Consider the following 24,561-nt stretch of genomic DNA (forward strand, 5'->3'; position numbering starts at 1 on the left):
TATGAGCGTTCTAGAAGTAGAAAAAAAGGCCGGTAAGGTTTATATAGAGACCTATGGCTGCCAGATGAACGAATACGATTCGGGTATCGTGTCCAGTTTGATGCAGGGCGCTCAGTTCGAGACGGTTTCGGACCCGGAACTTTCTGACGTTATCTTCTTAAATACATGTGCGATCCGTGAAAATGCACATGCAAAAATTTACGGTAGGCTCCAAAGTCTTGGATATCTAAAAAAAAGAAATCCTGACCTGGTTATTGGAGTCCTTGGTTGTATGGCCCAAAACTTGGGGGACGATCTATTTCACCAGGAATTACCTTTGGACTTAGTGGTTGGTCCTGATAATTATAGAACCCTTCCTGAACTGATTCAAACCATTCGCTCGGATAAACAGCCTGTTTCTTTAACCCGTCTTTCTAAGATTGAAACTTACGATGAGATCGAGCCTAGAGTTGTAAACGGTATCCAAGCATTCGTCACCATCATGAGAGGTTGCAATAATTTTTGCACATTCTGCGTGGTTCCTTATACAAGAGGAAGGGAGAGGAGTAGAGATCCTCATTCTATCGTAAGAGAAACTCGAGATCTTGTTGCCCAAGGTGTAAAACAACTCACTTTGCTCGGGCAGAATGTAAATTCTTATAAGGCAGAAGGTTTCGATTTTGCAGGACTTGTTCGCCTTCTATTAGAAGAAACTGATATAGAAAGAATTCGTTTTACTTCTCCTCACCCTAAGGATTTTCCGATGCATCTTTTGGAACTTATGGCGGAGAATCCAAGATTCTGTCCGAATATTCATCTTCCACTGCAGTCCGGGAATACGGATGTATTGGAGAATATGAAAAGAACTTATTCCAAAGAGGAATTTTTGGAAGTAGTGGGTCAGATTAAAACAGTCGTCCCGAATGTTGGACTTACAACGGATATTATTGTAGGTTTTCCCGGAGAAACAGAAGAACAATTCGAAGATACATTGGACATGGTCCGCAAAGTTGGCTTCGATATGGCATTCATGTTTAAGTATTCCGAGAGAGAAGGTACCATCGCTCAAAAAAGATATCCGGATGATGTACCTGAAGAAGTAAAAGGAGAGCGTCTCACTAAGTTAGTGGATCTTCAAACTTCGATTTCTCTCGAGCAGAATAAATTGAGGATCGGAAAAACTTTCCCGATCTTAGTAGAAGGCGCTTCTAAAAAATCTTCTAAAGAAGCTTGTGGTCGTACTCCTTGCGGAAGAATGACTGTTTTCAAATTACCGGAGAATGTTCATGTCGATTCGTTGATCGGAAAAACTGTCTCGGTAAAGATTAATTTTGCTACTAGTGCCACTCTTAAAGGAGAGGTGATAGAGTGAAAAAGATCTCCCGTGCTTCGGGAGGCGATTCCTCTCCTAAGAAAAAAAAGTCCGCCGTACATCGGACTGATACTACAGGATTCGGAACGGAAGCTGCCGGAAAAGTAGCCGAGGGAAAAGATCTACGTTCCGTAAGGGTTCATAGTGTTGCGGACCTTCCCCCCGGTTTTTTTGTTCATACGGATCGAGAGAAGTTCTGGAGATGGCTTCCTATCTTGGACCGCTATATTCTTTCTGAAATTTTTCCTTCTTTCCTAGTAGCACTTTTATTTTTCACAAGCATTTATATGGCCATCGCACTCAAAAGTATGATCGGGCTTTTTGTGGGGAAGGGTGTGGATCCTTTCCGCCTTCTAGATTATTTCGGTTATCTATTGGGGAATATTCTTCCTACAACTGCACCTCTTGCTTGTTTGATGAGTGGTGTTATGGCAGCAGGAAGGCTTTCAGGTGATTCAGAGATTACTGCAATACGTTCTGCAGGAATAGGATTCTCTCGGATCTATGTGGTGTTTGTAGGGTTCGGTATATTCCTCGCTGCTCTCGTTGCGTACTTGTGCTTTTATCTTTCTCCAATCAATACCCGAAAAATGACAGAGTTCAATAAATGGGTTTTGGCTTATAACCCTCTTCTTGCATTAACCCCTGGACAGTTTGCCGGAGATCAGGTGCAGAATGCAGGCTCCGAAAAAGCGATCGCAATGTATACGGAAGGTGTGAACGCAAAAACGGGAGAACTTTCCGGAGTTCAGATCCGTGAATGGACTGTATTTATTCCACAAAACCAGGATCCGTTTCTTCTGGCTGTGGGTGCCGCTAATCGTCCAGTTCAATTAGGCGAATCTTATATTACACAAATCATATCTGCTAAAAAAGGAACCTTGGTAGAAAAAAAAGGACCTGACGGCGAGTTTGAAAAATCAATCCGATTGAAAGATGCTTGGATCTTAGAATGGGATAAAGCTAAACAGCAGTTCTCAGTCGGAGATCTTCGAAAAGGGGAAATGGATTATAATATTCCAAAAACCGAAGAGAAAAAAAGTTTAGTCATCAATGTGGATCCTGGTTCCTTCACTCTTTGGACCTTGATCGATATCAGAAATAATATTAAAGCAGGAAGATTAGAGAGGATCCCTGGGCTTGAAATTTTACAAGAGATGGGAATTCCTTCAGACGGAACCGAGAATTTAAAAGATAGAGTGTTGCGGCTACAAATTGAATTGCCGAATATCATGAGTGATCCTAAACTCTCGGATGCTCAAAAGTCTCAGAGTGTTACAATTGTTCTCCAATTGACTACTTTATTAAAAGAGGCTAAAAAAAGAGTCTCTCAGTTTGATGTTGAGATCCAGAGAAGATTTGCGATACCTGTTTCCTGCATTATTTTTTCCTTAGTATCCTTACCTTTAGGTCTCGTAGTAAAACGTTCCGGAAAGGGGATGAGTTTTACAATGGCGGTGGTTTTGATCATTGTATATTGGGCTCTTTTCACATTCGGATCGAATATTTCCGAAAATTCTAAGTTCCCGGTTTGGTTAGGACCATGGAGTGGAAATATAGCAATTGCGATCATCGGTTCGGTCGTTATGTTAAAACGAACCGATATGCGTTTTCCGCCCGCTGTAGTAAATTTCTTTCAAATCCTAGCTAAGTTCTTTTCCCCCGTTGCCCGCGTTTTTGCCCGGATAGAAGGACCCCTTTCTTTCCTAAAAACAAAATTGACAGAGGGACTCAAAAAATTATCCTTATGGAGAAATCGAGAAAATCGATACTGATTTCCGTTTTTTAGAAGGACGGGATCGGCTTTCGACGTCTTATTTATGGCGTCGAGTAAGGGGGAGAGTCGGCTTTGAAAACCGCGAATATTTGGCACATAACTTCCGGAGCTGAATTCCCCATACATATATGGAAACATCCGAGAATCAATATCGAACTGCGTAAGGTCCAGTTAAAGGACTACAGATCGATTGAATTGGATGCCCAGGATATTAACGTATTCTATGTGAATACTAATCTGAAAGAATGGACAGAAATTAAGGAAGATTTCCTAAAACGTTTTGAACTTCATCCATTTGTTGCACTTACTATTATCTCCTCCCCCGAAGCAGAAGAAATTTACAATAAACTTTCTCCTAAAGGTAAAACCGAGGTTTTAGAAAATCCGGTTCAGCCCAGATCCTTAAGGATCATCTTGGACAGAGTAATCCAAACGGAATTTTTCAAGATGGTGGCTAACGAGATCGGGAATAGTTGTCTAGCAAATGTAGGATTTTTCGAAGGAGTTTTCGAACTCGCTAACAAAGAATACAAAGATGCACATAAGGCGAATGCCGCTCTTCATGCGATCCTTGAGTTCGAAGCAAAAATCAAGAAGAACAACGAAGACATTAATAAAGCGATCGAAAGAGTGAACGAACTTAAGAACCAAGAGCTTCTTACGCTTCACGAAAGATTGAAAGTTTCCGAAATCATAGATAATCTCAAGACTATGGAATTAAAACACGCTCTCGAGCTGAAAAAAGCCACCGAAAGAGCCTTGGAATATTCTAGCATAGAAGAGATCGAAATGAAAAATATCCTCGAGGCTCATACCAAATTGTTCGAATATACTGAGCAAGAAATCAAGGAGCTGGTTGAGGAAAACAAACGCCTTAGAAAAGAATTAGGGCTTCCTGAAAATAATTAGAACAGAGTGTTGGAACTCCTACGTGGGTTAGAGTCCGCCCCCACCCTGCATTGGGAGGGGGGAGTGGCCCGTGGGAAAGCAAATCTGTCCCTACCACATTTTCCCAAAACTTACAACCGAATTTTCTTTCACTAACTCTTGTTGGAGTTCCAACAAATATATGTGTACGGGAATTCCGACGTACACGGACCTTCTTACATCAAACTGAGAACTTTCACTAAAGGTGACGCGGCTTCTATTCTGTTATTCTCTCGCAAACAATTCTAAAACTTTTTTGAATTCGTAAGAGCTCCTACCATATGCTTTTTCCGCATATAAGATTCCGTGTTTCTTTCTTCGGTCTTTATAATAATCCATACCTTCAGGATGGCCGGACTTCTTCGCAGAAAGATAAAGCCGTTCATAACAGTGAGAAAGAATACGATGGGGTTCGGCCTCGTCGTTAAACTTAGGATCCAAGGAGATATACTTTTCTAAAAACTCCGCTGATTGGTTGAAGTTTTTCAAAGCGTATTGATGTTTAATAAATTCCCGATAAACTCCAGCTTGTAGTTCTAAAAAAGATTCAGATTTTCTAATATTTGGATTTGCGATCTTGTCCAGATTTTTCATTGCGAGAGAAAGATTTTTAATCGAGTCCAATCTTGCCCTTGTCAGTTCTCTATTCCAAACTCTTTCCGCGTTTTCTAACCTGGTTTTTCTTTGCCAAGGGAATCTTTCCGAATCTAGAACCTTGCCTTCTTCTTTTTCTCTTTTGGATTTGATACTATCTGAAACTTTTCTGAAGCCGTCCATTGCGGCCGAGAAATACTCTTCCGTTTTTTCTAAGGCTTGTTTTGAATTACCTTCTGAGAAATCTCCTAAGAAGTCTATATCCTTAAATTCGTTAGGATCATCACTCCAGGGACCTTCTTTTGCAGATTCAGGGATTAAGATCTCCAATTTTTTAGGGCGATCATGTGGATCTTCTTGGGAAAATAAATGGGAAGAAGTGGCAATCAGGGTAAATAAGAACAAAGATCTTAAGCGTGAAAGCTTACCGAGTTTCATTTAAAACTAAGATCGGGAAACTGCTGCGGGAGATAAACCATAAAAATGGTTTCATTCGGAAAGCCTTCCGATGAATTTGATTTAGGAGCAGAATATGCAAAGCCCCGAAGTCCCGAAAACGAAACGTATCGTGCTTATTGCACACGATAATAAGAAAGAAGATTTAGTGGAATGGGTGCAGCTTCATAAAGAGATACTTTCCAAACATCATCTGTATGCAACTGGGACTACTGGAAAAATCGTCCATGAAAGAACGGATTTACCGGTTCATAGATTTTTATCCGGACCACTTGGTGGGGATCAGCAGATCGGTGCAAAGATCGTGGACGGAGAGATAGATGTAGTGATCTTCTTCTGGGATCCATTGACAGCTCAACCTCATGATCCGGATGTTAAGGCTCTTTTAAGGATTGCAGTACTTTATAATATTCCAATTGCGAATAATAGAAGGTCCGCTGATTATTTAATCTCCTCTGATCTTCTCGCCAGCTCTTATAAAAAAACCACAATTGATTATAGCACTGGGCTTCCGATTTATTGAGTTTATTTCCCTTCTTCCGTAAACGCTGCCCTATACGCCTCCGGAGGGCAGGTCAGATAACTACAGGAATAGGAATTAGAAGAAGTTTGAGTCCAAGTGCCTAATTCCACCAATTCATCACAAGAAATCTTATAAGAATTCGATTTTCCTTTACCGGTAGGAATGCCTGCACAAGAAAAAACTGGAATCTGTTTATAACAGGAACAATTCCCTTCAAAAGCCCTTGTGTCGGAACAATATACACAATCGGATCTCTGATTTCTGTTCAAGGCTGCAGAAATCAAAGATTGATTTTGATAATCTTCCTTCTCTTTTTCTGTCTGTGGATCGGAGGAGCAAGAAACAAGTAGCAATATTGCAAAAACATAAAGTATGAAGCATTTAAAATTCATAAAAATTCCTCATTCGGAAATTAAAGTAAATGGGATTGTCGTTTTGAAAGTGATATTGGTGCCGGGATTCAAGGCGTATTCTTTATAACGACTTAGGTGATTCACGTATTCTTTATCAAAAATGTTAAGAATAGCTATATCGAAGGTTGCCGATTCGGTTCCGTTCGTTAAAGCGGGAATTTCTCCGCCGAAACCAAGGTCGTATAAATTATAACCTTGGGTTGGAGTTTCCAATTTATCTACCTTATACTGGGACTGAACAAAAGTGCCGTTCACTGAAAAATAAGGTTTAGAAATTCCAAAAAGTTTATCTGTAGTAAATCTAAGACCTAAACGAGCACGGTTAGGAGTCATCCTCGGAAGATACTTATTTCTAATATCAGAATATACTGAATTAGGATCAGTGCTTCCAGGGTTCAGAAGAATTTCCGGAGGAATGTTCTTTTGGATAGTGGCACTTAGAATATCTATACCACCTGTGAATACCAACCAAGAAGTTGCCTGAGCTTGGAAGCTGAATTCTCCACCTTCTAACTTCGCCGCATCTTGTCTGTATCTATAGACAGGCAAGCCCGAGTCGGAATCGATAGCCCCCGCGCTTACGGAATAAATATAATTATCTATTTTATTTCTAAAAACACTAAGCTCTGCTTGAAACTTATCATTAGCAAAACGAACGGACGCATCGTAGTTTAAAGAAGTTTCCGGCCTTAAACTATCTTTACCGATCTCAAATCTACCGCTTCCTTCATGGACTCCGTTGGCAAATAGCTCGAAAGGAGTCGGTGCTCTAAAACCTCTGCCCGCATTTAGAGCCAAAGAAAAATCTTTCGCAAATCTCCAAACAGTTCCTAAAGTTCCAGTGCTTGCGGAAAAGTTTCGCGTCTGTTCCAAATTTCCCAGGTCTGCATTTGCCCTGATATCCATACTTCTTTTATCAGTTCGAGCTCCTGCAGAAAAACTGAAGTTTCCCAATTTCCATTCTTCAAATAGGAAAATTCCGATATTGCTTAAACCATAGCCTGGGATCAAAGGTTCAGTTCCGATAGTGTTACTTCGTTGTTGCATGCCGGAAATACCAACAGTTCCTTTCAAGCCTTTCCATTCTTTGTGATGCATTTTTGCATCAGCTGTAGTAGTATCTAAGGAAAGATTTAAGCCCTGCTTATAATCATATTTATTCACTTGGTAAACAGAAGTGGCCTTAGTGAAAGAATCGACTGAAGGATCTAACAAGGTATCCTTGATGGGCATGTATTTATTTTTATCTTCAATTTCTCGACGATTGTTTCTCTGGTACGCCGCATCTAATTCCACATTCACAAAAGGAAGAATGAAGAACGCATGCATGTGGGTCTTCTGGTGAAGTACTGTTTGGTATGCAGTTGCACCTGGGGACTCATTCGGGTTATCGTACAGGTCCTGTTCTTGGTATCTCTGGAAGGAATCGACATAAAAATTTCCCCAAGAACCATCCGTTCCTAAAGAAGCATTTACGTTTCTTTCATGAAAACCTGTATTAGGAAGAGTCCCATTCGGAGTGGTGATCCTGCCTGCCTTTCTGGTATCTGTTTGCACTCTATAGCCGAAATTGGTTTCTTTATGATAACCAAATAACGAAATCGCGCCGGCATCCTGTTTATTATTAGAAAAACTATTTGTAGAAATCGTTCCACCCAAAAGAGGAGCGCCATCCTTTGCGGTAGGAGCCTTCGACCGAATCACGTTAATCACACCGCCTAAAGCATCCGAACCATAAAGAACCGATCCAGGACCTCTCACAATTTCCATCTTATCAACGTTAAACGCATCTAGATCGACTGTATGATCATCTCCGAACTGCTGTTCTTCTTGTCTTACTCCATCTGTCATAACCAAAACTCTTTGGCCGGTTAAGCCTCGGATCACCGGTTTAGAAGTACCTGCACCGGTAGTTAAGGTGGCAGTTCCTGGAGTATTTTCCAGAGCGGACATGACGTTCTGCCCTCTCAGTCTTTGTAATTGTCGGCCTTCCAGAACTGTAGTAGGCTGTGGAGTGGATAAAAAATCGGAAGCGACAGTCTTAGCAGTGACATTGATTGCCACACCTTCTAAAAGTGAAGGTTTTAGAACAATATCCAAAACCTTGTCTAAATCTTTTACCTCGAATCTTTCCGTTTTTAATTCATAGTTCGGAGATGAAATAACTAATGTGTAATTCCCCGGAGAAATATGCTGAAACTCGAAGCCGCCATCTTTCCCGGATCTAGAAACGAACTTGTTCTCCGTAAGAAATAGTTTAGCGCCTGAAATAGGACGCCCTTCTGAATCTTTAACAGTCCCCCTTACGTTTACATCTAGGGAAAAAACATCCGAGAATGGCAAAAATAGGCCAATAAAAACGGGTAATAATTTAAATTTATATAAAATACTTTTCATTCTTCCTAAACTCCAGACCTCTTTAGGTCGGGTTCTTCATATACAAAATAAAAGCCAAAGCGGTCCGAGAAGAAGGATCGCCTAAAACAGTAAATGTAGGTAGATTAGGAGAACTGAGGAGGGGCTCGTCCTCTCAAGGTTCCGGGTCGCGAACCTTGGAAAGGAATAAAATCAAAAATTATAAATTCATTATGTTCTAAAACAGGTCGCTCAAGTCTTATACCTTGAACGAAGTTTGCACCCGAATTAATTTGAGTGTGGATACAAACAAAACATGATTCCGAAGAAATTTTTACAGAATGTTTAGAGAATATTCCCTTTTCGGATATATCAATATGAGAGTGGGCGCTAGTCAGTAAAAGTCCGCCGCAAAACGCGACCAAAGTAAAGAAGGACCTAAGCCCGCTTTTACGCCTTTTTACGAACAAACCCATTATTTCAATAATGATAAATCGTTATTAATAAGCAAGCGATTTTTGCCGCCTCCTTGCAAAGCAAGGACCGGGCTGCTGCGGGCTCGTGCATTCGCCCTCGTCCCTCGCGAACGATCCAGAGAAAGTGAGCAAAGGTCTAAATTTAATTCGCGCGGGACTAACGCCCTTCGCATCCCTGGCGGATTCTAAATGAAGGGTTTCACGATTGTACAAGGCCTTTGTTGAGGTAGGGGAGTCCCCGCCCTCTTTGGGTGGGGGCCGGTGCGGTGGTACCCCGCTACGTAGAGACGAGATACGCAATATCACAGATAATACTAAATACAAGAATTATTATTCGATGACTTTGTAGGAGCTCCTACATGTTTTTCTAATATAACTTTACTTGAAGGAAATCGTGTTTTCATATATTACGGATTTAGCTTTCCCACAAGCCCACCCCCCACCCAAACTCAGGGTGGGGGCCCTTTTACTCTCCCACAGATTACAGTCCTGTAATTACAGCCGATCTGCCTTGCTGTAATTTTATGCCTAGCTTGAAATTCGTTTTTCATGATATTTTCAAGGAGGAATTCAAACAAAAAATGGTTCGCATACCAAGGAGGAATACAAGTAATCCTGTCTTCTAAAATCGAAGATTGTGTGCCGGCTGAGATAAAAACATGTTCATGTTTAAATTTCGAAAACGGCCCAGATTCTTGGATATCAACAAAACGTTTTCCTGGATCTAATTCAGTATGCAGGGCAACCCAATGGAAAGAAATTCCTGGAAAAATAGTTACTTTTACGACTGCTTTTGAGCCGGGTTCCAAGGATGAGGGCGGGGAAATAATATTCGCTTTTTTGGAAGAACCTACCAAAGAGGAAAAACCGTCTGGCCCGGCATGAAATTCGAATAATTCGGAAGCCTTGCAATCGAATTCGGAACGGCAAATAAATATCAAGAAGGTCCCTATAATATTAAAAAATTGAAATATACTTAGTTAGAAGGGGGATTATCCGTCTTTTTCCAGTAAGCTTTATTTCCTACTGCAATATTTCTTAAGACAGCATCTTGGTTTTTGGGAACTACTTTCGCTGTATAAAGATCCGCTTCTGTTACTGTACCTTCTCCAAGTAGAGTCGCCGAGTTAAAGAAGTAAACAGTTGTCCCTTTTTTGAGCCCATCTATAATCCCTGCATTTACTATAAGTGAATCTTCTTTTACTCTATGAACCCTTCCACTCGCAGGAATTAAGGCCAAGATCTTATCTCTTGCTCTTAGAGTGGCTTCTGCAAGAGCATCTCTACCTTTAGCATAGATCCTAAATTTACCTAAAATTTTCTCTTCCTTATGGTCTCTAAGACTCCACTCAATGCGTAAATTGTCGTCTTGGAAGGAAATTTTTCCGCTAACTACGAAACGAACATTTTCTCCCTTGGAGTTCTTGATAGAAGAATAATTTTTTTCCGTTTTATGTACGGCTCCGGAATAAGGTTCCGATTCTATACTTTCGGATTTTCTGATATTGTCTAGATCAATATTACGGATTCGTGGATCGGAATTTAAGAAATGGCGAAGAACTTTTCCTGCTAAAGCGGGAAGGTCCGTATGTTTCGCGAAAAAGTCTTCTCCGTCCGGATCGAATACTAAGACCTCAGGAGGTGTTCGGCCGTAATCTTCTTGGATTCCAAACTCTCCGATCTTAACTAGACCTTCTCGATAACTTAAAGAAGTTTTAAAACCTTCTAAGTTATTCTCCACAGAATAACCGTATTTTTTATTGTCTGGGAACTTATCTCTTAAAAGTAGAAGCAGATTGAAGTAGCTCGGGAAAAGTCCTCTTCTTTTATATTCTTCTAATGTTAATACTAAGATTTCAGGGCGGTTTGGAAGAAGTTCCTTCGCTCGGATCAGGTGATACCAGGCTAAATCATATAAGAATGCATTTTTATTAGCCCGGTATCTTTGGAGTCTATATTCCCCTAAGGTTCTTCTTAATGAATTTCCTTCCGGTAGGTTTTCTAATGCATACAATTCCGAGCGGTTTCTTGCGATCGGATCTAAATCATCCAGGGAGATCAATTTTTCTAAATCGGTTTTGGCTTCTTTGGAAGCGGGATCTTTTTTTAGTCTCGAATAAGAACGTAAATATAGATACTCTGTGGAATTCGGAAATAAAGCTAATAACCGATTTAGATATTCTTCAGCTTCTTGGTATCTTCCGAAATAGATCCTGGTTTTTGCTAAAAGTTTGAGTGCTTCTTCTTCGTTAGGATGTAGGGAAACGGATCTTTCGAATTTTTCAGCGGCTTCTGCGATTTTAGAATCACGTTTACCTCCTTGGGATTTTTCTGCCCAGATTAATAAAAATTTTCCGGATTCTAAGAAGACGGTCGGGTCGTCGGAGGCTTCTGCCTCTAATTGGTTCCTAAGAGATGCAGCTTTTGTAAAGTTACCATCGAATGCTTCTACCTTCGCCTCTAAGGTTTTTACTTCTTTATTCTTAGGAATTCTAGAGTAAGCGGAGTGAAATTCAAAACTTGCTTTTTGAGTTTTGCCGGAAGCAAGCTGTACTTCGATATAGATTGGAAATAGTTCTGAGTCGTATTTATCTTCTTCCAAAAACGGTTTTAAGATCAAAAATGCTTCTTCATAACGCCCAAATTTTGCGAGTGTAATCGCTTTTTCACGGACTGCCTTTTTGTTTTTGGGTTCTAACTCGAGGACTTTATCTAGGGATTGTAATGCTTCCTTTTCTTTATGAAGTTTTAATGCTGCATCTGCTAGCCCCAATCTGGAGCGAACGGAAAGCGGATTTAAATTTACAGCTTCTCGAAAGGAATCATAAGCTGCAGGGTAATTTCTGGAGGCTAACGCACCTTCTCCTTCTTTGATCCAATCTATAGTTTGTTTGGATGAAAGAGAGGCGGATAGAGAGAAAATAAAAAGAAATGCAAAATTCCTGAAAAGAAATTTTAAGTTCAGAGCTGTTTTTGAAACTTTAGATCCGAATATCATGGTGTAAAAAATCCGGTCTCCGCTTTTCCATTAGAATTTCTGAAAATAGCCTCTACGACCACGGGGACATAGACATCCATTCCATCTGGATTAATTCTGCTTTTGAAAGATAGAAGATACCTTCTATCTTTTTTGGAATCTATCCAGCTTCTTAGATTCTTCTCCGTTCCTCCGGAAGGGATAGTTAAAAACTTTCCCCCCGTTTTTTCCGCGATTTCTTTATATACGGAAACCGATTCTCCGTTTTCTCCTAAGCATAAGAAGTAGATCGGAATATCGTGAGATACGGCGAAACGGATGATTTTTGTCGGAGAAAATTGAGTGAATGCTGCTTTGGAATCTTTTCCAGAAACGATCGCGATAATTGCCCTTGGACCTAAGCTATCCAACAAATCTGTAATCCCTTTTTGAAGAGACTTTCCAATTTGGGATTCTTCTTCCGGGGAAAAGGAGCGTAACGCTTTTAAGATATCATACATACTCTTTCCGAAAGGGTAGGCGGTTTGAGTATCTCTTCCGGAACGTAAAAGTTGGATCTTATCTTCTGTTCTAATCTCAGATAGAAACGGACGAATTGCCTTTTCGATAGTCGCGTATGAATCCGATACGATCTGGGAATTTTCGGCAATAATGGAAACGCTTACTCTATTATTATATTTTTTCATATCGGTCAATCCGATCAAAGGAGAAAGATTGTCCATCTCATAGATACGAAAAGAATCGCGAGGGATTGCTTTAACGGGAACCCCATGCCTATCCTTTGCATGAAGAACTAAGGAAATATCCGGATAATCTGAACTGATAGTCCTTTCTACGATCAGATCCAAATTAGAAGAAAGTTGCCCTTTAGGAGAAAAGGATTCGATTCTATGTCTGTTAAAATCTGCAACAAACATGGAGCCGGTATAATCGAAAGCTACTGAGAATGCTTGGTCGAAATTTCGAACCGTATTTTTTGAATCTTTAAAATTGTCGAAACCTGACCATGTTTTAGAAATAGAATCGTAAATAAAAAGACCGGCGGTTTCGTCTGCGACTACTACTTTGTTATCTTTGATCGAAAGATTTCTAGGTCTTTTGAAAGAAGGATTATTTATCTCTTTCAAAAAGTTTCCCTCGTGATCAAAAACAACGAGCCTCTTGTTTCCTCGATCTGCTACGAAAATTTCGCCACGATTGTTTACTTTAATCCCTGCAGGTTGTTTTAGGATTCCGACTCCGATTTCTTGGAGAGGTTCTCCAGTTCTAGAAAGTTTTTGGACTCTATTATTTCCCATATCCGAAACATAAAGGAATCCTTCTTTCGTAAAATAAAGCCCTGCCGGCCCGTGAAAATTGCCGGGATCTTTTCCGGTAGAGCCGAAACGATTTACGTAAGTGCCTCTGGTATCGAACTCGTAAATTTTATCTCCTGCATAATCTGCAACGAAGATAGATTTGCCTCGAATGCTTATACCAACCGGTCCTTCCAAGTTTCTTCCAAATGAGCCTTTGAAATTTTCGATTGGGAAACCATTGGCGTCGAATTTAACCACATTGGCTGTATCGAAACTTACTACGTAAAGATATCCTTCTTCGTCGACTGCTAGGTCGGCCGGATTTCTGAAGCGAAACCTTCTCAGATCATCTCCGAAAATAGATTTATAATATTCTAAATTATCTTTTCTATTCCCACCGCCTAGTCTGTATCTTAATGCGTCTAAACGATTCTTACTGATCAGGTCGAGTTTATTAGAAGATTCTAATTGTTCCAATTCGGAAAGACTTTCCTGCCAGTCTCCGCTAAGATAATATGCTTCCGAAAGAAAGAATTTAGGATGAACAAAATCTGGTTTGATGGAAAGCGCTCGAATGAAATTCTCTCTGGCCGCAGCGAATTCTCCCTTATTATAATAGGCGAGACCTCGCTTAAAGAATGTCTTGGCTTCTTTTTCTTTTAGCCCGAAATTAGGAAGGGGTTCGGACCATCCGGATTGCGTGAGAATTCCTAAGAGTAGAACTAAAATGAAAAGTTTTGTCTGCGTACGTCTCCCCATTCTAATCCTCTCAGTCGATAGAACAGCTTAAGAGACATAATTTCAACCTATTTTTCGGCAGTTCAATATGGGTTTTATCGTTCTAGCAAGCGATTTAAGGCAATGGTTTTGTTGGAGCTCCTACAGGTTTGATGGAAATAAATCAGTTTGTCAAAACCTGGGTTTTGTGAAAATGTCCGTTTTTCTCCACCGCTTCGCTCCGGCCCCCACCCAAATCGGGCGGGGCCCGATTTGGACGTATGTAGGAGTTCCCACATATCGAGACCCCTAGGGAATGAAATACCCGAAGGGTAGTCGAGCTTCGCGAGGAGCCGTCCTGAAAATTAACCGAGTCTTCTTTTGACTGAAAATCTTTCTTTTAGATTGGAAGAGGGGGAGTTACCAGTGGGAGAGAGCCAGGCGTTTTTCCAATTGGAATGCCATTCGGACCATTCGTTTCGGACGGATTGGTTTTGTTGGAGTTCCTCTTCCACCTCTCTCATCAGGCGGTCCAGTAGGATCACGTAGTTTCTGAATCGCAGGGCCAGGTCGGTATTTGAGGAAAGTTCCTGCATGGTTTTCATATCGGCCCAAGTGAGTGCGAAGTAGCATTTTTTTGTCGGAAATTTTGATCGGAAATAAAAAGAAATATAGGTCGTTAACCGGCAAGGACGGCGATATGTGCTTCCACACTTTCGGCCAAGGCATCCAGGTCATACCCTCCTTCTAAGAAGGAAACGGTTTTGGCACCGATCTGTTTTGTTGCGGACAATACTAATCTTGTGAATTCTGCGAATGCGTTTGTGCTTAGATTCATACCTGCTAATGGATCTCTTTTATGTCCGTCGAAACCGGCGGAGATCAATACATACTCTGGTTGAAATTCCAAGATGGAAGGGGCCACTACTTCCTGGAAATAATGCAGATATTCTTTATCTCCTGAGCCCATAGCTAACGGGATGTTTAATGTATAGTTTTGTCCTTTTCCTTCTCCTCTTTCATGGACTGAGCCTGTTCCAGGATAATAAGGATATTGGTGAAGCGAGGTGAAGAATACTTTGTCCGAATCGTAAAATATTTCCTGTGTTCCGTTTCCGTGATGCACATCCCAATCCAGTATATAAACTTTTTCTACTCCTTGTGTAAGTAAATAACCTGCAGTGATCGCTATATTATTCAATAAACAAAACCCCATGGATCTTCCCGTTTCCGCGTGATGTCCTGGTGGTCTGACAAGTGCGATTCCTGATTCTATTTCATTAGATCTGATCTTATTCACCAGGTCTACTCCGCTTCCTGCTGCCAAGAGTGCCGCATCAAAACTGGATTCGGAATATGGTGTGTCTCCATCGAAACTTCCTTTTTTACCTTGGATGACTGAAAATCTTTCTCTATGTCTGTGATTATGTACGGATTCGATTAGTTCTAAAGGTAGCTTGTTCGGTTTGATCCAATTCAAGTCCTTAAAATAAGAAGTCTTATGAAGTCGATTGAGTATGGATTCCAATCTTTGAGGGGACTCTGGGTGGAATGTCCCGGTGTCATGCAATAAGAATGTATCGTCATAGGCGTAGCCGAGTTTCATTTTCTTCTCCCGTTTTTTGTTGGAAGTCCTACAAAGAGGACAAGTACCGAGGTCTCCGGTTCGATACTATAATATAGATCCGGAGTAAATTTGTGCGCAAACCGTTTTCACTTTTTCCAATCTTAGTTCTTACCGCTTTTCCGGTCTGTGCAGAGTTCACTATCCCTTATCCTGATAATTCGAAAAGGAAAGAAACTCCTGTTTTAGAATCCACTACGGATATTAAAACCAAACCCCAATCTATTTCCAAAGAAAAGGAGAAGAAAGGTGAGATACGACTTTCTTCCAGAAACACTCCGGTGGAAAGCGAAAAGGAAGCTCCGAAAGAGAAACTTAAAAAGTTTTTTGCAAGATCTACGAACAAGGGTGCTTATGCGGATCGCCCTAAATTCTATCGTGGACTTTATGTGAATAATTCTTTGGTTTCGGATAAGTCCCGCAAGAATGAATGGGAGTCCTTATTAAAGGATGCATCCGACTATGGAGTAAATGTTTTAGTGATTGATCTTCAACCTAAAACTCCTTCTCCGGAAGAGATCTCTCGTATTAAAGAATTGGGTTTTTATCCGGTGGGAAGGCTCGTAAATTTCGACGGTGGACTTAAGACTAAATATCCTAGTCCGGAAAGGCTGAATTCTATTTTGGGATACGTGAGAAAGGCCTGCCTTTCAGGATTTCCGGAAGTACAATTAGATTATATACGTTATGCGGATGTTACCGATATCGATCTTTCTTTGAAGGAAAAATATAATAATATCAACGAGATTGTAAATCGCATACGAGGAGAAGCCAACCAATGTGAGAAACTTCCATATTTGGGTGCGGATATTTTTGGTAGGATTCCTTTTAACCGCGACGATCAGATCGGGCAGAAGGTAGAAAACTTCGCTCAACTTGTGGACGTAATCTATCCTATGTTATATCCTTCTCATTTTTACGGCCAACCTGCTCGTATTGCGAATCCCTACCAAACCGTTTATGATGGTTTGAAGAATACTAGAAAAAGATCCTTATCTACTACAAAAGTAGTCGGATGGATCCAGGGTTTTGGAATGAGTCTTGGTCCTTCCGGCAAGTCTTTGAAGGATTATATTAAAGCCCAAATCGAAGCAAGCGTGGACAGCGATAGTGACGGTTTTGTGGTCTGGAATATTGTTGGAAAATACGGAGATACTTTCCGAGCGATTGAGGAAAGTATCCAGAATGGAAAGTTGAAGATAGAGGATTAAGATTTGAATCTCGATGTTGGAATTCCAACACGAATTTTGCGTAAAAAATCGGTTGTAATAATTAGGAATTTATGATATAGCGAGGTAGTGCTCCCACGGGCCACTCCCCCCGACCCAAAAATTAGGGTGGGGGAGTCTTCTGCCATGTTGGAGTTCCAACATCACGCTTTAAGAGCAGAAACTCGGTCCTAAAGTCCAAGATCTTTTTCTAATATTAGAAGATCCTTATCTCCTGGGACAGTCTTAGGCCTATGTAGTTTATATGCCTGAATAGACTCGATGGCTTTCGTTCTCAGAAAATTCGCTTCTTCGCTGATCGTTGTGGACTTTGCTCCACCGGAAAGTTCCATATATCTCTTTCCGTATAAGAGAGAAGTCAATCTATGAAGTCTGTAGTCAGTAATGTTATCCAGGCTTGCTTCTTTTAAAAGTTTTTGAGCGATTTCCCAGGATTTTTCTTGGCGATTTCTGAGCTTAGGCTCTTCTTCCGGTGTGACACTTCCTTTTGGTCTTTTTCCGGACGAGTAAGAAATATATAATTTATAATAAGTTTCCGCACTTCGGATTAAAAGTTCATAATCCGTTTTTGAAAGTCGAAATCCTTCTCTCGCAACTTCTTGCGCTCTTTCTAATTCCTCCGGAACGGAACTATTTTTTGGAAAGCTGGGAGCCTGGTCCGCTTTGCAGTTTAAAAAAGAAACGTATTCTCTTGAAAATCGGATCAGGTCTTGGTCGGAATCGAATCTAGATCTTTTTTTCCAAGCCGAAGAAAACTCCGCTCCTGCACTCATTGGAAGAATGCCGGAACATACCGGTTCTTTAGAATCCATTCCGGCTTCGCTCAAATATAACATTCCTAATCTGTAATGTGGTACGGGGGACATCGGATCTAAACGAATTGCCTTTCGGAAGGATTGGATTGCTTCCGGGATTTCATCTCTTGTAAAATGATAATCCCCGGTTTTACGTTCTACTAATGCAGGTCCGCTGAGTTCGGAGGAGACCGGATAGGCTACGGTTAGGACCTTCTCCTTTGCCATTCCTAAATATCCGACACCTCTTAATTGTTTTCCGGTAAATGCGGTCTGAAAGATGGATTTAACTTCTATTTGCCCCACGATACTTCCGTCTTTAAACGTTACATGGTCGAAATCTTTTTCGATTAAATAGAGTATCTGTCCAGGACGGATGCCCGGATCATAATGCACTTTTACTGTGACTATATCCGGTCTGGTATCATATCCTAATTCGAAACTTTTGTATTTCCCTTCATATTCGATCGGTTTAACTTTATCGAACATAATGGTCTCCCCGACTAAGACCATTTTTTCTTTTCTAGGCATTCCGTCTTTTCCAGAGTTTTTAGGCATTCCAACATCTCGGAATGCGTATACGAATTCTTTGGAGGAGATCGAAGAAGAAAAAGCGCAGAGCAATAGTACGATTATAGGTCGGGTTAGGGCCATAGTTTTATTTTCGGCCGGATTGGAGTATGGCAATAGAAATTTTAAGCTCTGGGGCGACTCCTCGCGAGGCTCGGACCGCGCTGCTACGACTTCGCGCATTCGCGCTCATCCCGGCAAAGCCAGGACTAAAGGTCTCCGCATCGCTGTCGCGGTTCGTTAGGCCAAGATCTTGCTAAAGTCCTGGATTACCTGATAACTGTGTTCCGCCTGAGGGTGGTTTCCTGGACGAGAAAGTAAAATGGGTCGAACTCCCGCTTCGGATGCCGCATCCGCTTCTTCTTTTATATCCGTGAAGAATACGATGGACCTCGGGGACAAAGAAAGTTTTTCAGCTATCTTCGTATAACTTGAGGATTCTTTTTTCCCACCTATTGCAGTATCGAAATAACCTTCGAAATATACAGTTAGGTCTCCTGCCTCGCAATATTTATAGATCAGTACCTGCGCTTCTACACTTCCTGAAGAATATACTGCGGCACGTTTGCCCGATTTTCTGATTCTTTCTAAAAAAGGAGGGACGTCTGAGAATATCGTACTTTTCAATTCTCCGGATTCGTATCCTTTCTTCCAGATCCTACCTTGGATCTCTTTCAAAATTCCTAATTTACGATCTTTGGATACTAGGTATTTGCAAAATTTAGTAAGTGATTCAGGGGAATCGGAAACTTCTTCCGTATATTCGCTTTCGTTTTTGGATGCGAGGATGAGCTCCTCGGCGAAACTTTTTTCCGCCGAGGTTTCAGAGAAGAATGGTTTAAAGTTTTGGACCGAGTAAGGGAATAAAACCTTATGCACGAATTCTATCGGCGTAGTTGTCCCTTCTATATCAAATAAATATAACTCGGCGTTTTGTTCTTCCAATTAAGCTGTCCTTTTAATCCTGTTAGCTTCGGCAGCCAGTTCTTCATGCATCTTTTGTTCATCTTGTTTGAAATTTTTCAGGATATAAAGCCAAGCCAGTCCGCAAGGTATCCAGAAAAGGATCGCGATCGTGAATGCTTGTGTCCTGTCCGGCAATATTGTGAGAATCAATGCTGCCATTGCAGGCCCCAATCCGTTTCCAAGATTATCCGTCAGATTGTATAATGCGAACATAGAAGATCTGCTTTTGGGAGGATTGACGTTCATGATCAATGCTCTTACGTTCGGTCCTGTTACAGAAATAATAATACCTGTAAGTATATTAATAAAAATGAATGCAGAACTTCCTGCCACACTCCCTGCATGCAATAAATAAACGGTAGGAAGGATTCCGATCAAGATCATACTTCCGCAAAAAATAGGTAATAATGTCTTGTTCGTATCGTATATTTTTTGGCCGACAATCCCGCCGAAAAAGGTTCCGATAAAGATCCCAACTGCAGCAAAGATTACCATGGCTGAGGCTGAATCTTTCGGCATTCCATATTGGAATTCGTAATAATCGTTCAAGAATACGAAAAATACCCCCCAAGGCACGCACCCCGGGATCCCTTGAAGGAAAATACCAATATTACTCTTGGTTGCGAAAATCGTGCGAATATCTTTCCATGTTAAACGAACGGACTCTGAATTAACATCCGTGGAGATATTTGTCAGTTCCTTTTCCTTTCCACCTCTAACCGGTTCCTTACAGAATAATCCATAAACAAGCATGAATAGGAAAGAAGGGGCGGCCATATAGATAAAACTCTCTCTCCAGCCGTTGATCGGGTCTGCAGTGCCTAAAGTACCTCCGACCATTTGTCCGAGTCCAACTCCGAGTCCCATAGAAAGAGAAAGATAACCTGCTGCGGTAGATCTAGACTTGTCCGAGAAATAGTCTCCAACGAGTGAGAATAGAAGTGGGAAACTTCCCCCCAAACCGAAACCGGTCAGAGTTCTAAGAATTAGGAATTCGTCGTAGGTTCTCGCGAATCCGGAAAGAAGGCAAGGGATCTCCCCCAATAATACTGTTCCGATGACCAAAGGTTTTCTAGGAAATCTTTGCGTAAGATATCCCATATAAACCGAAACCAATCCTCCTAGAACGAAAAAACAAATCGGGATCAATCCTCCCAATTTCCAATCGATCTCTCTTTGGTCGGTGATCCCGAAAGAGCCTGCTATATTTCTGAGGTTCGGAGCGATCAGGTTTTGGTCCGCGAATAGAAAGAAAGCCATTCCCATGATCATCCAAAAGGCGAGGATCGCGTTTCCTCCATGGCTAGCGAGTTCGCCTAATCCGAAATATCGAAGCAGGCTTTTTTCCGAGGTCGGTTGAGACATCCAATTCTCTCCACTGTGTTTATGTTTCAAATGCATGTCGGCTTCTACAAGAAGCACGTAAAGCGACAGATTGGTGAGGGGAAAAGGAATCGGCAACGAAAATGTGAAAGTCTTCGAGCTTTGAAGGAAAGAAGGGTCCGATTTTCGTCCTAGAACATCCTCTTTCTTCCGTTTTGGAATAATTACTTGACCCGACGTTTACTTGTCTATAGCTTCGGTCCGACTACGAGGGATGCCGCCCCTAACCTAGATGGAGCCAAACAGCATGGCCTACCAACATAAAGAATTCTTCTTTCAATCTTCCAGAGACAATACCAAATTATACGCCCAGGCATGGACCAAATCCGGAGCTAATCGTGTAATCGTTTTTTGTCATGGATTCGGAGAACATAGCGGTAGGTATTCTAACCTCATCCAATATTTTAAAGAAAGTGACGTCAGCTTTTACGGTCTGGATCTAAGAGGTCACGGTAAATCGGAAGGCAAAAGAGGTCATGCTTCCGGTTTCGAATCCTTTGTGGATGATCTGGCGGATTTTGTTCAAGAGGTTCGTAAAAGAGAACAGAAGGATAAAATCCTACTTTTAGGTCATTCTATGGGAGGAGTAGTAGTCATCCGCTACGCCTTAGAAGGGATTAACCAGGATTATATCTATGGAGTTGTGGCCTGTTCTTCTGCATTAAAAATTCCTACTACTGCATTCCAAAGATTCCAGATCTCCGTAGCCGGTTTCTTACGTAAGATATCACCTTCCACTACTTTGGACGCAAACCTAGATACAAGTTTGGTTAGCCGGGATCTGGAAGTAGTCCAGGCATATATCGATGATCCTTTGGTTCACGGTAAAATTTCATTCTCCATGGGGTACGAATTATTCCAACAAGGGGGGATTGCGAATAGAAAGGCAGGGATTTTAAGAACTCCTATTTTGATCCTGCACGGTCTGGCGGATGGGATCGCTGATCCGGCGGGAAGTTTGGAGTTTTATAATCATTTGGTTTATAAGAATAAAAGAATGAAGACCTATAAGGGCTTTTACCACGAACTTATGAACGAACCGGCTGGAGAAAGAGATAAGGTGTTAAAGGATATCAAAGAATTTATGGATTCGTTGGTTCCAGAAAGGGCAAAATCCTCTGCCAAAAAGCCGAGCGTTAAGAGAGCCGCAAAATCTAAACCTTCTCCTAAAAAGAAAGTAGCAGCAAAGAAGAAGTAAGTCGTTACTGAAATCTTAAGATAGTAAAATTGATCGGATAAATCGGATGTTGGAGTTCCAACATCCGGTATACAAATCGATTGAAAGGTTTGGCGGAAAAGCCCGGGCCCTTCTTCTATTCTTTCCTAAGTCTGTAAGTGATCGTAAAAGAAAGGAAGAATAAGAAAGAAAGTATTCCAATCACCCCGTAGATCGTTTTTTCGGTAGAAACGAATATGCTCCCATTATTGATCTCTCGTTCCTGGTTCGCGGTTTCGTTGATTGGTTCTCCTCCGATTACGGATAAAGTGATCTCATACTGAGGTCCCGCATAACTGACTATATTCGAATTCACATCCGGGGGAGCGTCTACAGAAACAGGGCGTGTTCCCTTCTGCCCAATAAAGGAAACCTGCATGTCTTTAGGTTTGGAGAAGATCACTTTCTCTCCTTCTTGGTTCTCGAATAATAATCGATCCTTGAATTGGGTCGGAGATAGATTGGTAGAAGGAATCACATAACTCACAAATAACTGAGAAGTCCCCGGAAGGATCGCTCTATCAATCACCCATCCGTTTTTTCCCTTAGTCAACTGGATCGGGATGGCCATCTTATTCGTACTCTGGGTCAATTGAGCACTAATATCTAACGCTTCTTCAGGAACATAAACTTCTAATGGATCGTTCGGGTTCTGGAAACTTTTAGGGGGAATGGTATTATTGGTAAGAATAGATACTTTAGAAATAACTAATGCATCTTTTTCTCTCACTACTTGGAGGAGAGATTTGGTTTTGACTACGGACCGATCCAGAGTTTTATCATAAACTGTTACCTCTTGTGGTCGGGACCTCATCATAGGTACCGGAGGAATCATCTTATTATAATTTACTCCATTATAAGTCACCTGCAGCAGAATAGGAAGTCCATCCGGCGCATTGATCTTAGGAAGTTTAAAACTTCCTCTTACTGGACCCTGGTCAGGAAGAGGTAAGGGCATCATCTGTCTTTCCAAGGCGAATAGACGAATACCTTCCGCGGAGCCCGGTCCGCCTGTGCTTCCGTTTTTGAGGACTATCTGTAGCTCTAGTTCCTCCCCAAACAAGGGAGATAGGCTAAAACATATAAAAAGAGAAAAGAATAGGATTAGAAATTTATTCTGCATGGGACCGATTCCAATGTTTCTTATCCCCTGAAAAAGGGAAAGTCTTTCCGTTCTGATTCTTGTATCCGAAAACTCTAAAATTGTGGACGAATGTGGGGAATTTCGTTAGAAAGGATGCCCAAGAATAGATATAAATAGAAAGAGGCCATCTTGAAATTATTCAAAAGAATCCTTCTGGTTTTACTAAGTGTTTTTGCTTTATTACTTCTGTTAATTTATTTTTCAACATTCCATCCATCCGACTTGGAATCGGTACAAGTAAAATGTGAAGAAGGTGCTCCAAGCCTAGAATCATCAGGACCGATCAAGGTATTGTCTTGGAACATACAGTATTTCGCGGGAAGGAACAGAGTATTTTGGTATGATGTTCCGGATGAAACAGGGCCCGACACCGGACCTTCCAGAGAAGAGATAGAATCCACTCTCAAAAAAGTAGCGAGTGTGATCTTAGAAAGAAATCCTGATTTTGTTCTATTCCAAGAAGTAGACGACGGAGCCAAAAAAACATACTCTGAAAATCAATCGGAAAGAATTCTACCTTTGCTCTCAGATCGATATCCTTGCCAAACAGAAGCGTTTTATTGGAAGGCTGGTTTTGTCCCTCATCCAAAGGTAATGGGTTCTGTCGGAATGAAGCTAACTATATTCAGTAAATATAAAATTCTTTCCGCTTCTCGTCATCAACTTCCTACTCCTCCTGCGGATCCTATCACCAGACAATTACAACTAAAACGTGCGATTTTAGAAGCTTCCGTAGAAGTAAAAGATAAAAAACCTTTGGTACTTTTAAATACACATTTGGATGCCTTCTCTATGGGAACGGATACGATGCAAAGGCAAGTGGCTTTTATCGAGAATGTATTGGATCAATTGGATTCTGAAAAATCGGAATGGGTCTTAGCTGGAGATTTTAATCTTCTTCCGCCTGGTTTCTCCAGAAAACAATTACATCCTAACGGAGCTTATTATTATAGCGACGATGAGGAAATTTTTCCCTTATTCAAAAAATGGAATTCGACTGCGACTTTAGAGGAATTGAACGGGCCCAATCGTGAAAAATTTTACACTCATGTTCCTAACGATCCTCAGATCGCCAAACCTGATCGGACTATTGATTATATGTTCTATTCAAAGGGCTTAACTAAGAAAGAATATATAGTATTAAAACAAGGTGAGGCCCTAGAATCCAGCGATCATCTTCCTTTAGAGGGAACCTTCTCCATGGAATCTCGTTAATCTAACCTGACAAATCCTTGCTCTTTTCTTAAAGGGCAAGAATTTGGAAAAAACGAAAGATAGGGCATTATGAGACCGTTTAAAATTCTGGGAGTACAGCAGATCGCAGTCGGCGGAGAAAGTAAGGAGAAGCTCAAAAAGTTTTGGGTGGACACTCTCGGATTGCAAAACATCGGTTCTTTTAGAAGTGAAAAAGAGAACGTAGATGAGGATATCCTACAGATGGGCAAAGGACCTTACGCTGTAGAAGTGGATATCATGGAACCTGTGGATCCAAATAAGAGTCCGCGAGTGAATGATCCTAAATTGAATCATATCGGACTTTGGGTAGATGATATTCATAAGGCAGTGGAATGGTTGACTGCACAAGGAGTTCGTTTTACGCCAGGCGGCATCCGCAAAGGAGCGGGAGGTCATGAAGTGACTTTTATCCATCCTAAAGGAAATGAAGAGTTTCCACTTTCTGCAGAAGGAGTGCTTGTGGAATTAGTCCAGGCTCCTAAAGAAGTGATCGAAGCCTTAGGTTAACGATCAAAAAAAGGATCTCTTCGGAGAT

The 24,561-nt window shown here is 41.2% G+C and carries 20 protein-coding genes; 8 read left to right on the forward strand and 12 right to left on the reverse strand.

Going from position 1 to position 24,561, the window contains the following annotated elements:
- Position 1: 1 nt before the first annotated feature.
- The 3 genes from miaB to CH365_RS09600 all read left to right on the forward strand — a co-directional run bounded on the left by miaB (position 2) and on the right by CH365_RS09600 (position 4,037).
- Positions 2 to 1,351, forward strand: coding sequence for a tRNA (N6-isopentenyl adenosine(37)-C2)-methylthiotransferase MiaB (gene miaB / locus CH365_RS09590; RefSeq protein WP_100768362.1), 1,350 nt, complete (start codon positions 2 to 4; stop codon positions 1,349 to 1,351).
- Positions 1,348 to 3,126, forward strand: coding sequence for an LptF/LptG family permease (locus CH365_RS09595; RefSeq protein ID WP_100768363.1), 1,779 nt, complete (start codon positions 1,348 to 1,350; stop codon positions 3,124 to 3,126). The genes miaB and CH365_RS09595 overlap by 4 nt, the downstream gene beginning before the upstream one ends.
- Before the next feature lie 74 nt (positions 3,127 to 3,200).
- The gene (locus CH365_RS09600) at positions 3,201 to 4,037 is read left to right on the forward strand and encodes a hypothetical protein (protein WP_100768364.1); all 837 of its coding nucleotides are present in this window, start codon (positions 3,201 to 3,203) and stop codon (positions 4,035 to 4,037) included.
- A gap of 243 nt (positions 4,038 to 4,280) precedes the next feature.
- On the opposite strand, the gene CH365_RS09605 is transcribed toward CH365_RS09600, so the two are convergent.
- A complete protein-coding gene (locus CH365_RS09605) occupies positions 4,281 to 5,087 on the reverse strand; it encodes an FcpA-related putative periplasmic flagellar protein (RefSeq protein WP_100768365.1) in 807 nt (268 codons plus the stop codon).
- Between the two features lie 94 nt (positions 5,088 to 5,181).
- Between CH365_RS09605 and CH365_RS09610 the strand changes: the two genes are divergently transcribed.
- Positions 5,182 to 5,628, forward strand: coding sequence for a methylglyoxal synthase (locus CH365_RS09610; protein ID WP_100768366.1), 447 nt, complete (start codon positions 5,182 to 5,184; stop codon positions 5,626 to 5,628).
- A 2-nt stretch (positions 5,629 to 5,630) separates the two neighbouring features.
- On the opposite strand, the gene CH365_RS09615 is transcribed toward CH365_RS09610, so the two are convergent.
- The 7 genes from CH365_RS09615 to CH365_RS09650 form a co-directional block, all read right to left on the reverse strand.
- Positions 5,631 to 6,020 (reverse strand): hypothetical protein, encoded by a 390-nt coding sequence (locus CH365_RS09615; RefSeq protein ID WP_100768367.1) that lies wholly within the window; start codon positions 6,018 to 6,020, stop codon positions 5,631 to 5,633.
- A 9-nt stretch (positions 6,021 to 6,029) separates the two neighbouring features.
- Positions 6,030 to 8,438 (reverse strand): TonB-dependent receptor, encoded by a 2,409-nt coding sequence (locus tag CH365_RS09620; protein WP_100768368.1) that lies wholly within the window; start codon positions 8,436 to 8,438, stop codon positions 6,030 to 6,032.
- 883 nt (positions 8,439 to 9,321) lie between these two features.
- Positions 9,322 to 9,813 (reverse strand): SRPBCC family protein, encoded by a 492-nt coding sequence (locus CH365_RS09630; protein WP_100768370.1) that lies wholly within the window; start codon positions 9,811 to 9,813, stop codon positions 9,322 to 9,324.
- 35 nt (positions 9,814 to 9,848) lie between these two features.
- On the reverse strand, positions 9,849 to 11,870 hold the full coding sequence (locus tag CH365_RS09635; RefSeq protein ID WP_100768371.1) for a tetratricopeptide repeat protein: 2,022 nt from the start codon (positions 11,868 to 11,870) through the stop codon (positions 9,849 to 9,851).
- The gene (locus tag CH365_RS09640) at positions 11,867 to 13,906 is read right to left on the reverse strand and encodes a tetratricopeptide repeat protein (RefSeq protein ID WP_100768372.1); all 2,040 of its coding nucleotides are present in this window, start codon (positions 13,904 to 13,906) and stop codon (positions 11,867 to 11,869) included. Before CH365_RS09640 ends, CH365_RS09635 begins: the two co-directional genes overlap by 4 nt.
- A gap of 323 nt (positions 13,907 to 14,229) precedes the next feature.
- Positions 14,230 to 14,460, reverse strand: a complete 231-nt coding sequence (locus CH365_RS09645; protein WP_207766685.1) for a hypothetical protein — start codon at positions 14,458 to 14,460, stop codon at positions 14,230 to 14,232.
- 83 nt (positions 14,461 to 14,543) lie between these two features.
- The gene (locus tag CH365_RS09650; RefSeq protein WP_100768373.1) at positions 14,544 to 15,470 is read right to left on the reverse strand and encodes a histone deacetylase family protein; all 927 of its coding nucleotides are present in this window, start codon (positions 15,468 to 15,470) and stop codon (positions 14,544 to 14,546) included.
- A gap of 92 nt (positions 15,471 to 15,562) precedes the next feature.
- Between CH365_RS09650 and CH365_RS09655 the strand changes: the two genes are divergently transcribed.
- Positions 15,563 to 16,699, forward strand: a complete 1,137-nt coding sequence (locus CH365_RS09655; RefSeq protein ID WP_100768374.1) for a putative glycoside hydrolase — start codon at positions 15,563 to 15,565, stop codon at positions 16,697 to 16,699.
- A gap of 188 nt (positions 16,700 to 16,887) precedes the next feature.
- On the opposite strand, the gene CH365_RS09660 is transcribed toward CH365_RS09655, so the two are convergent.
- The 3 genes from CH365_RS09660 to CH365_RS09670 all read right to left on the reverse strand — a co-directional run bounded on the left by CH365_RS09660 (position 16,888) and on the right by CH365_RS09670 (position 20,412).
- A complete protein-coding gene (locus tag CH365_RS09660; protein ID WP_100768661.1) occupies positions 16,888 to 18,165 on the reverse strand; it encodes a tetratricopeptide repeat protein in 1,278 nt (425 codons plus the stop codon).
- Positions 18,166 to 18,321: 156 nt separating this feature from the next.
- Positions 18,322 to 19,026, reverse strand: coding sequence for an acireductone synthase (mtnC, locus tag CH365_RS09665; protein ID WP_100768375.1), 705 nt, complete (start codon positions 19,024 to 19,026; stop codon positions 18,322 to 18,324).
- On the reverse strand, positions 19,027 to 20,412 hold the full coding sequence (locus CH365_RS09670) for an MFS transporter (protein WP_100768376.1): 1,386 nt from the start codon (positions 20,410 to 20,412) through the stop codon (positions 19,027 to 19,029).
- Between the two features lie 265 nt (positions 20,413 to 20,677).
- On the opposite strand from CH365_RS09670, the gene CH365_RS09675 reads away from it, so the two are divergent.
- Complete coding sequence (locus CH365_RS09675; protein WP_100768377.1) at positions 20,678 to 21,628, forward strand: alpha/beta hydrolase; 951 nt, start codon at positions 20,678 to 20,680, stop codon at positions 21,626 to 21,628.
- Positions 21,629 to 21,743: 115 nt separating this feature from the next.
- Here the strand turns inward: CH365_RS09675 and CH365_RS09680 are convergent, their stop codons facing one another.
- Positions 21,744 to 22,769: a hypothetical protein gene (locus CH365_RS09680; protein ID WP_208861193.1), complete on the reverse strand. Its 1,026-nt coding sequence runs from the start codon at positions 22,767 to 22,769 to the stop codon at positions 21,744 to 21,746.
- 150 nt (positions 22,770 to 22,919) lie between these two features.
- Between CH365_RS09680 and CH365_RS09685 the strand changes: the two genes are divergently transcribed.
- On the forward strand, positions 22,920 to 24,005 hold the full coding sequence (locus CH365_RS09685; protein ID WP_100768378.1) for an endonuclease/exonuclease/phosphatase family protein: 1,086 nt from the start codon (positions 22,920 to 22,922) through the stop codon (positions 24,003 to 24,005).
- A 69-nt stretch (positions 24,006 to 24,074) separates the two neighbouring features.
- Complete coding sequence (locus CH365_RS09690; RefSeq protein ID WP_100768379.1) at positions 24,075 to 24,533, forward strand: VOC family protein; 459 nt, start codon at positions 24,075 to 24,077, stop codon at positions 24,531 to 24,533.
- The last annotated feature ends 28 nt before the right edge of the window (positions 24,534 to 24,561 follow it).

The organism is Leptospira neocaledonica (genome assembly GCF_002812205.1).
Taxonomy (GTDB): Bacteria; Spirochaetota; Leptospiria; order Leptospirales; family Leptospiraceae; genus Leptospira_B; species Leptospira_B neocaledonica.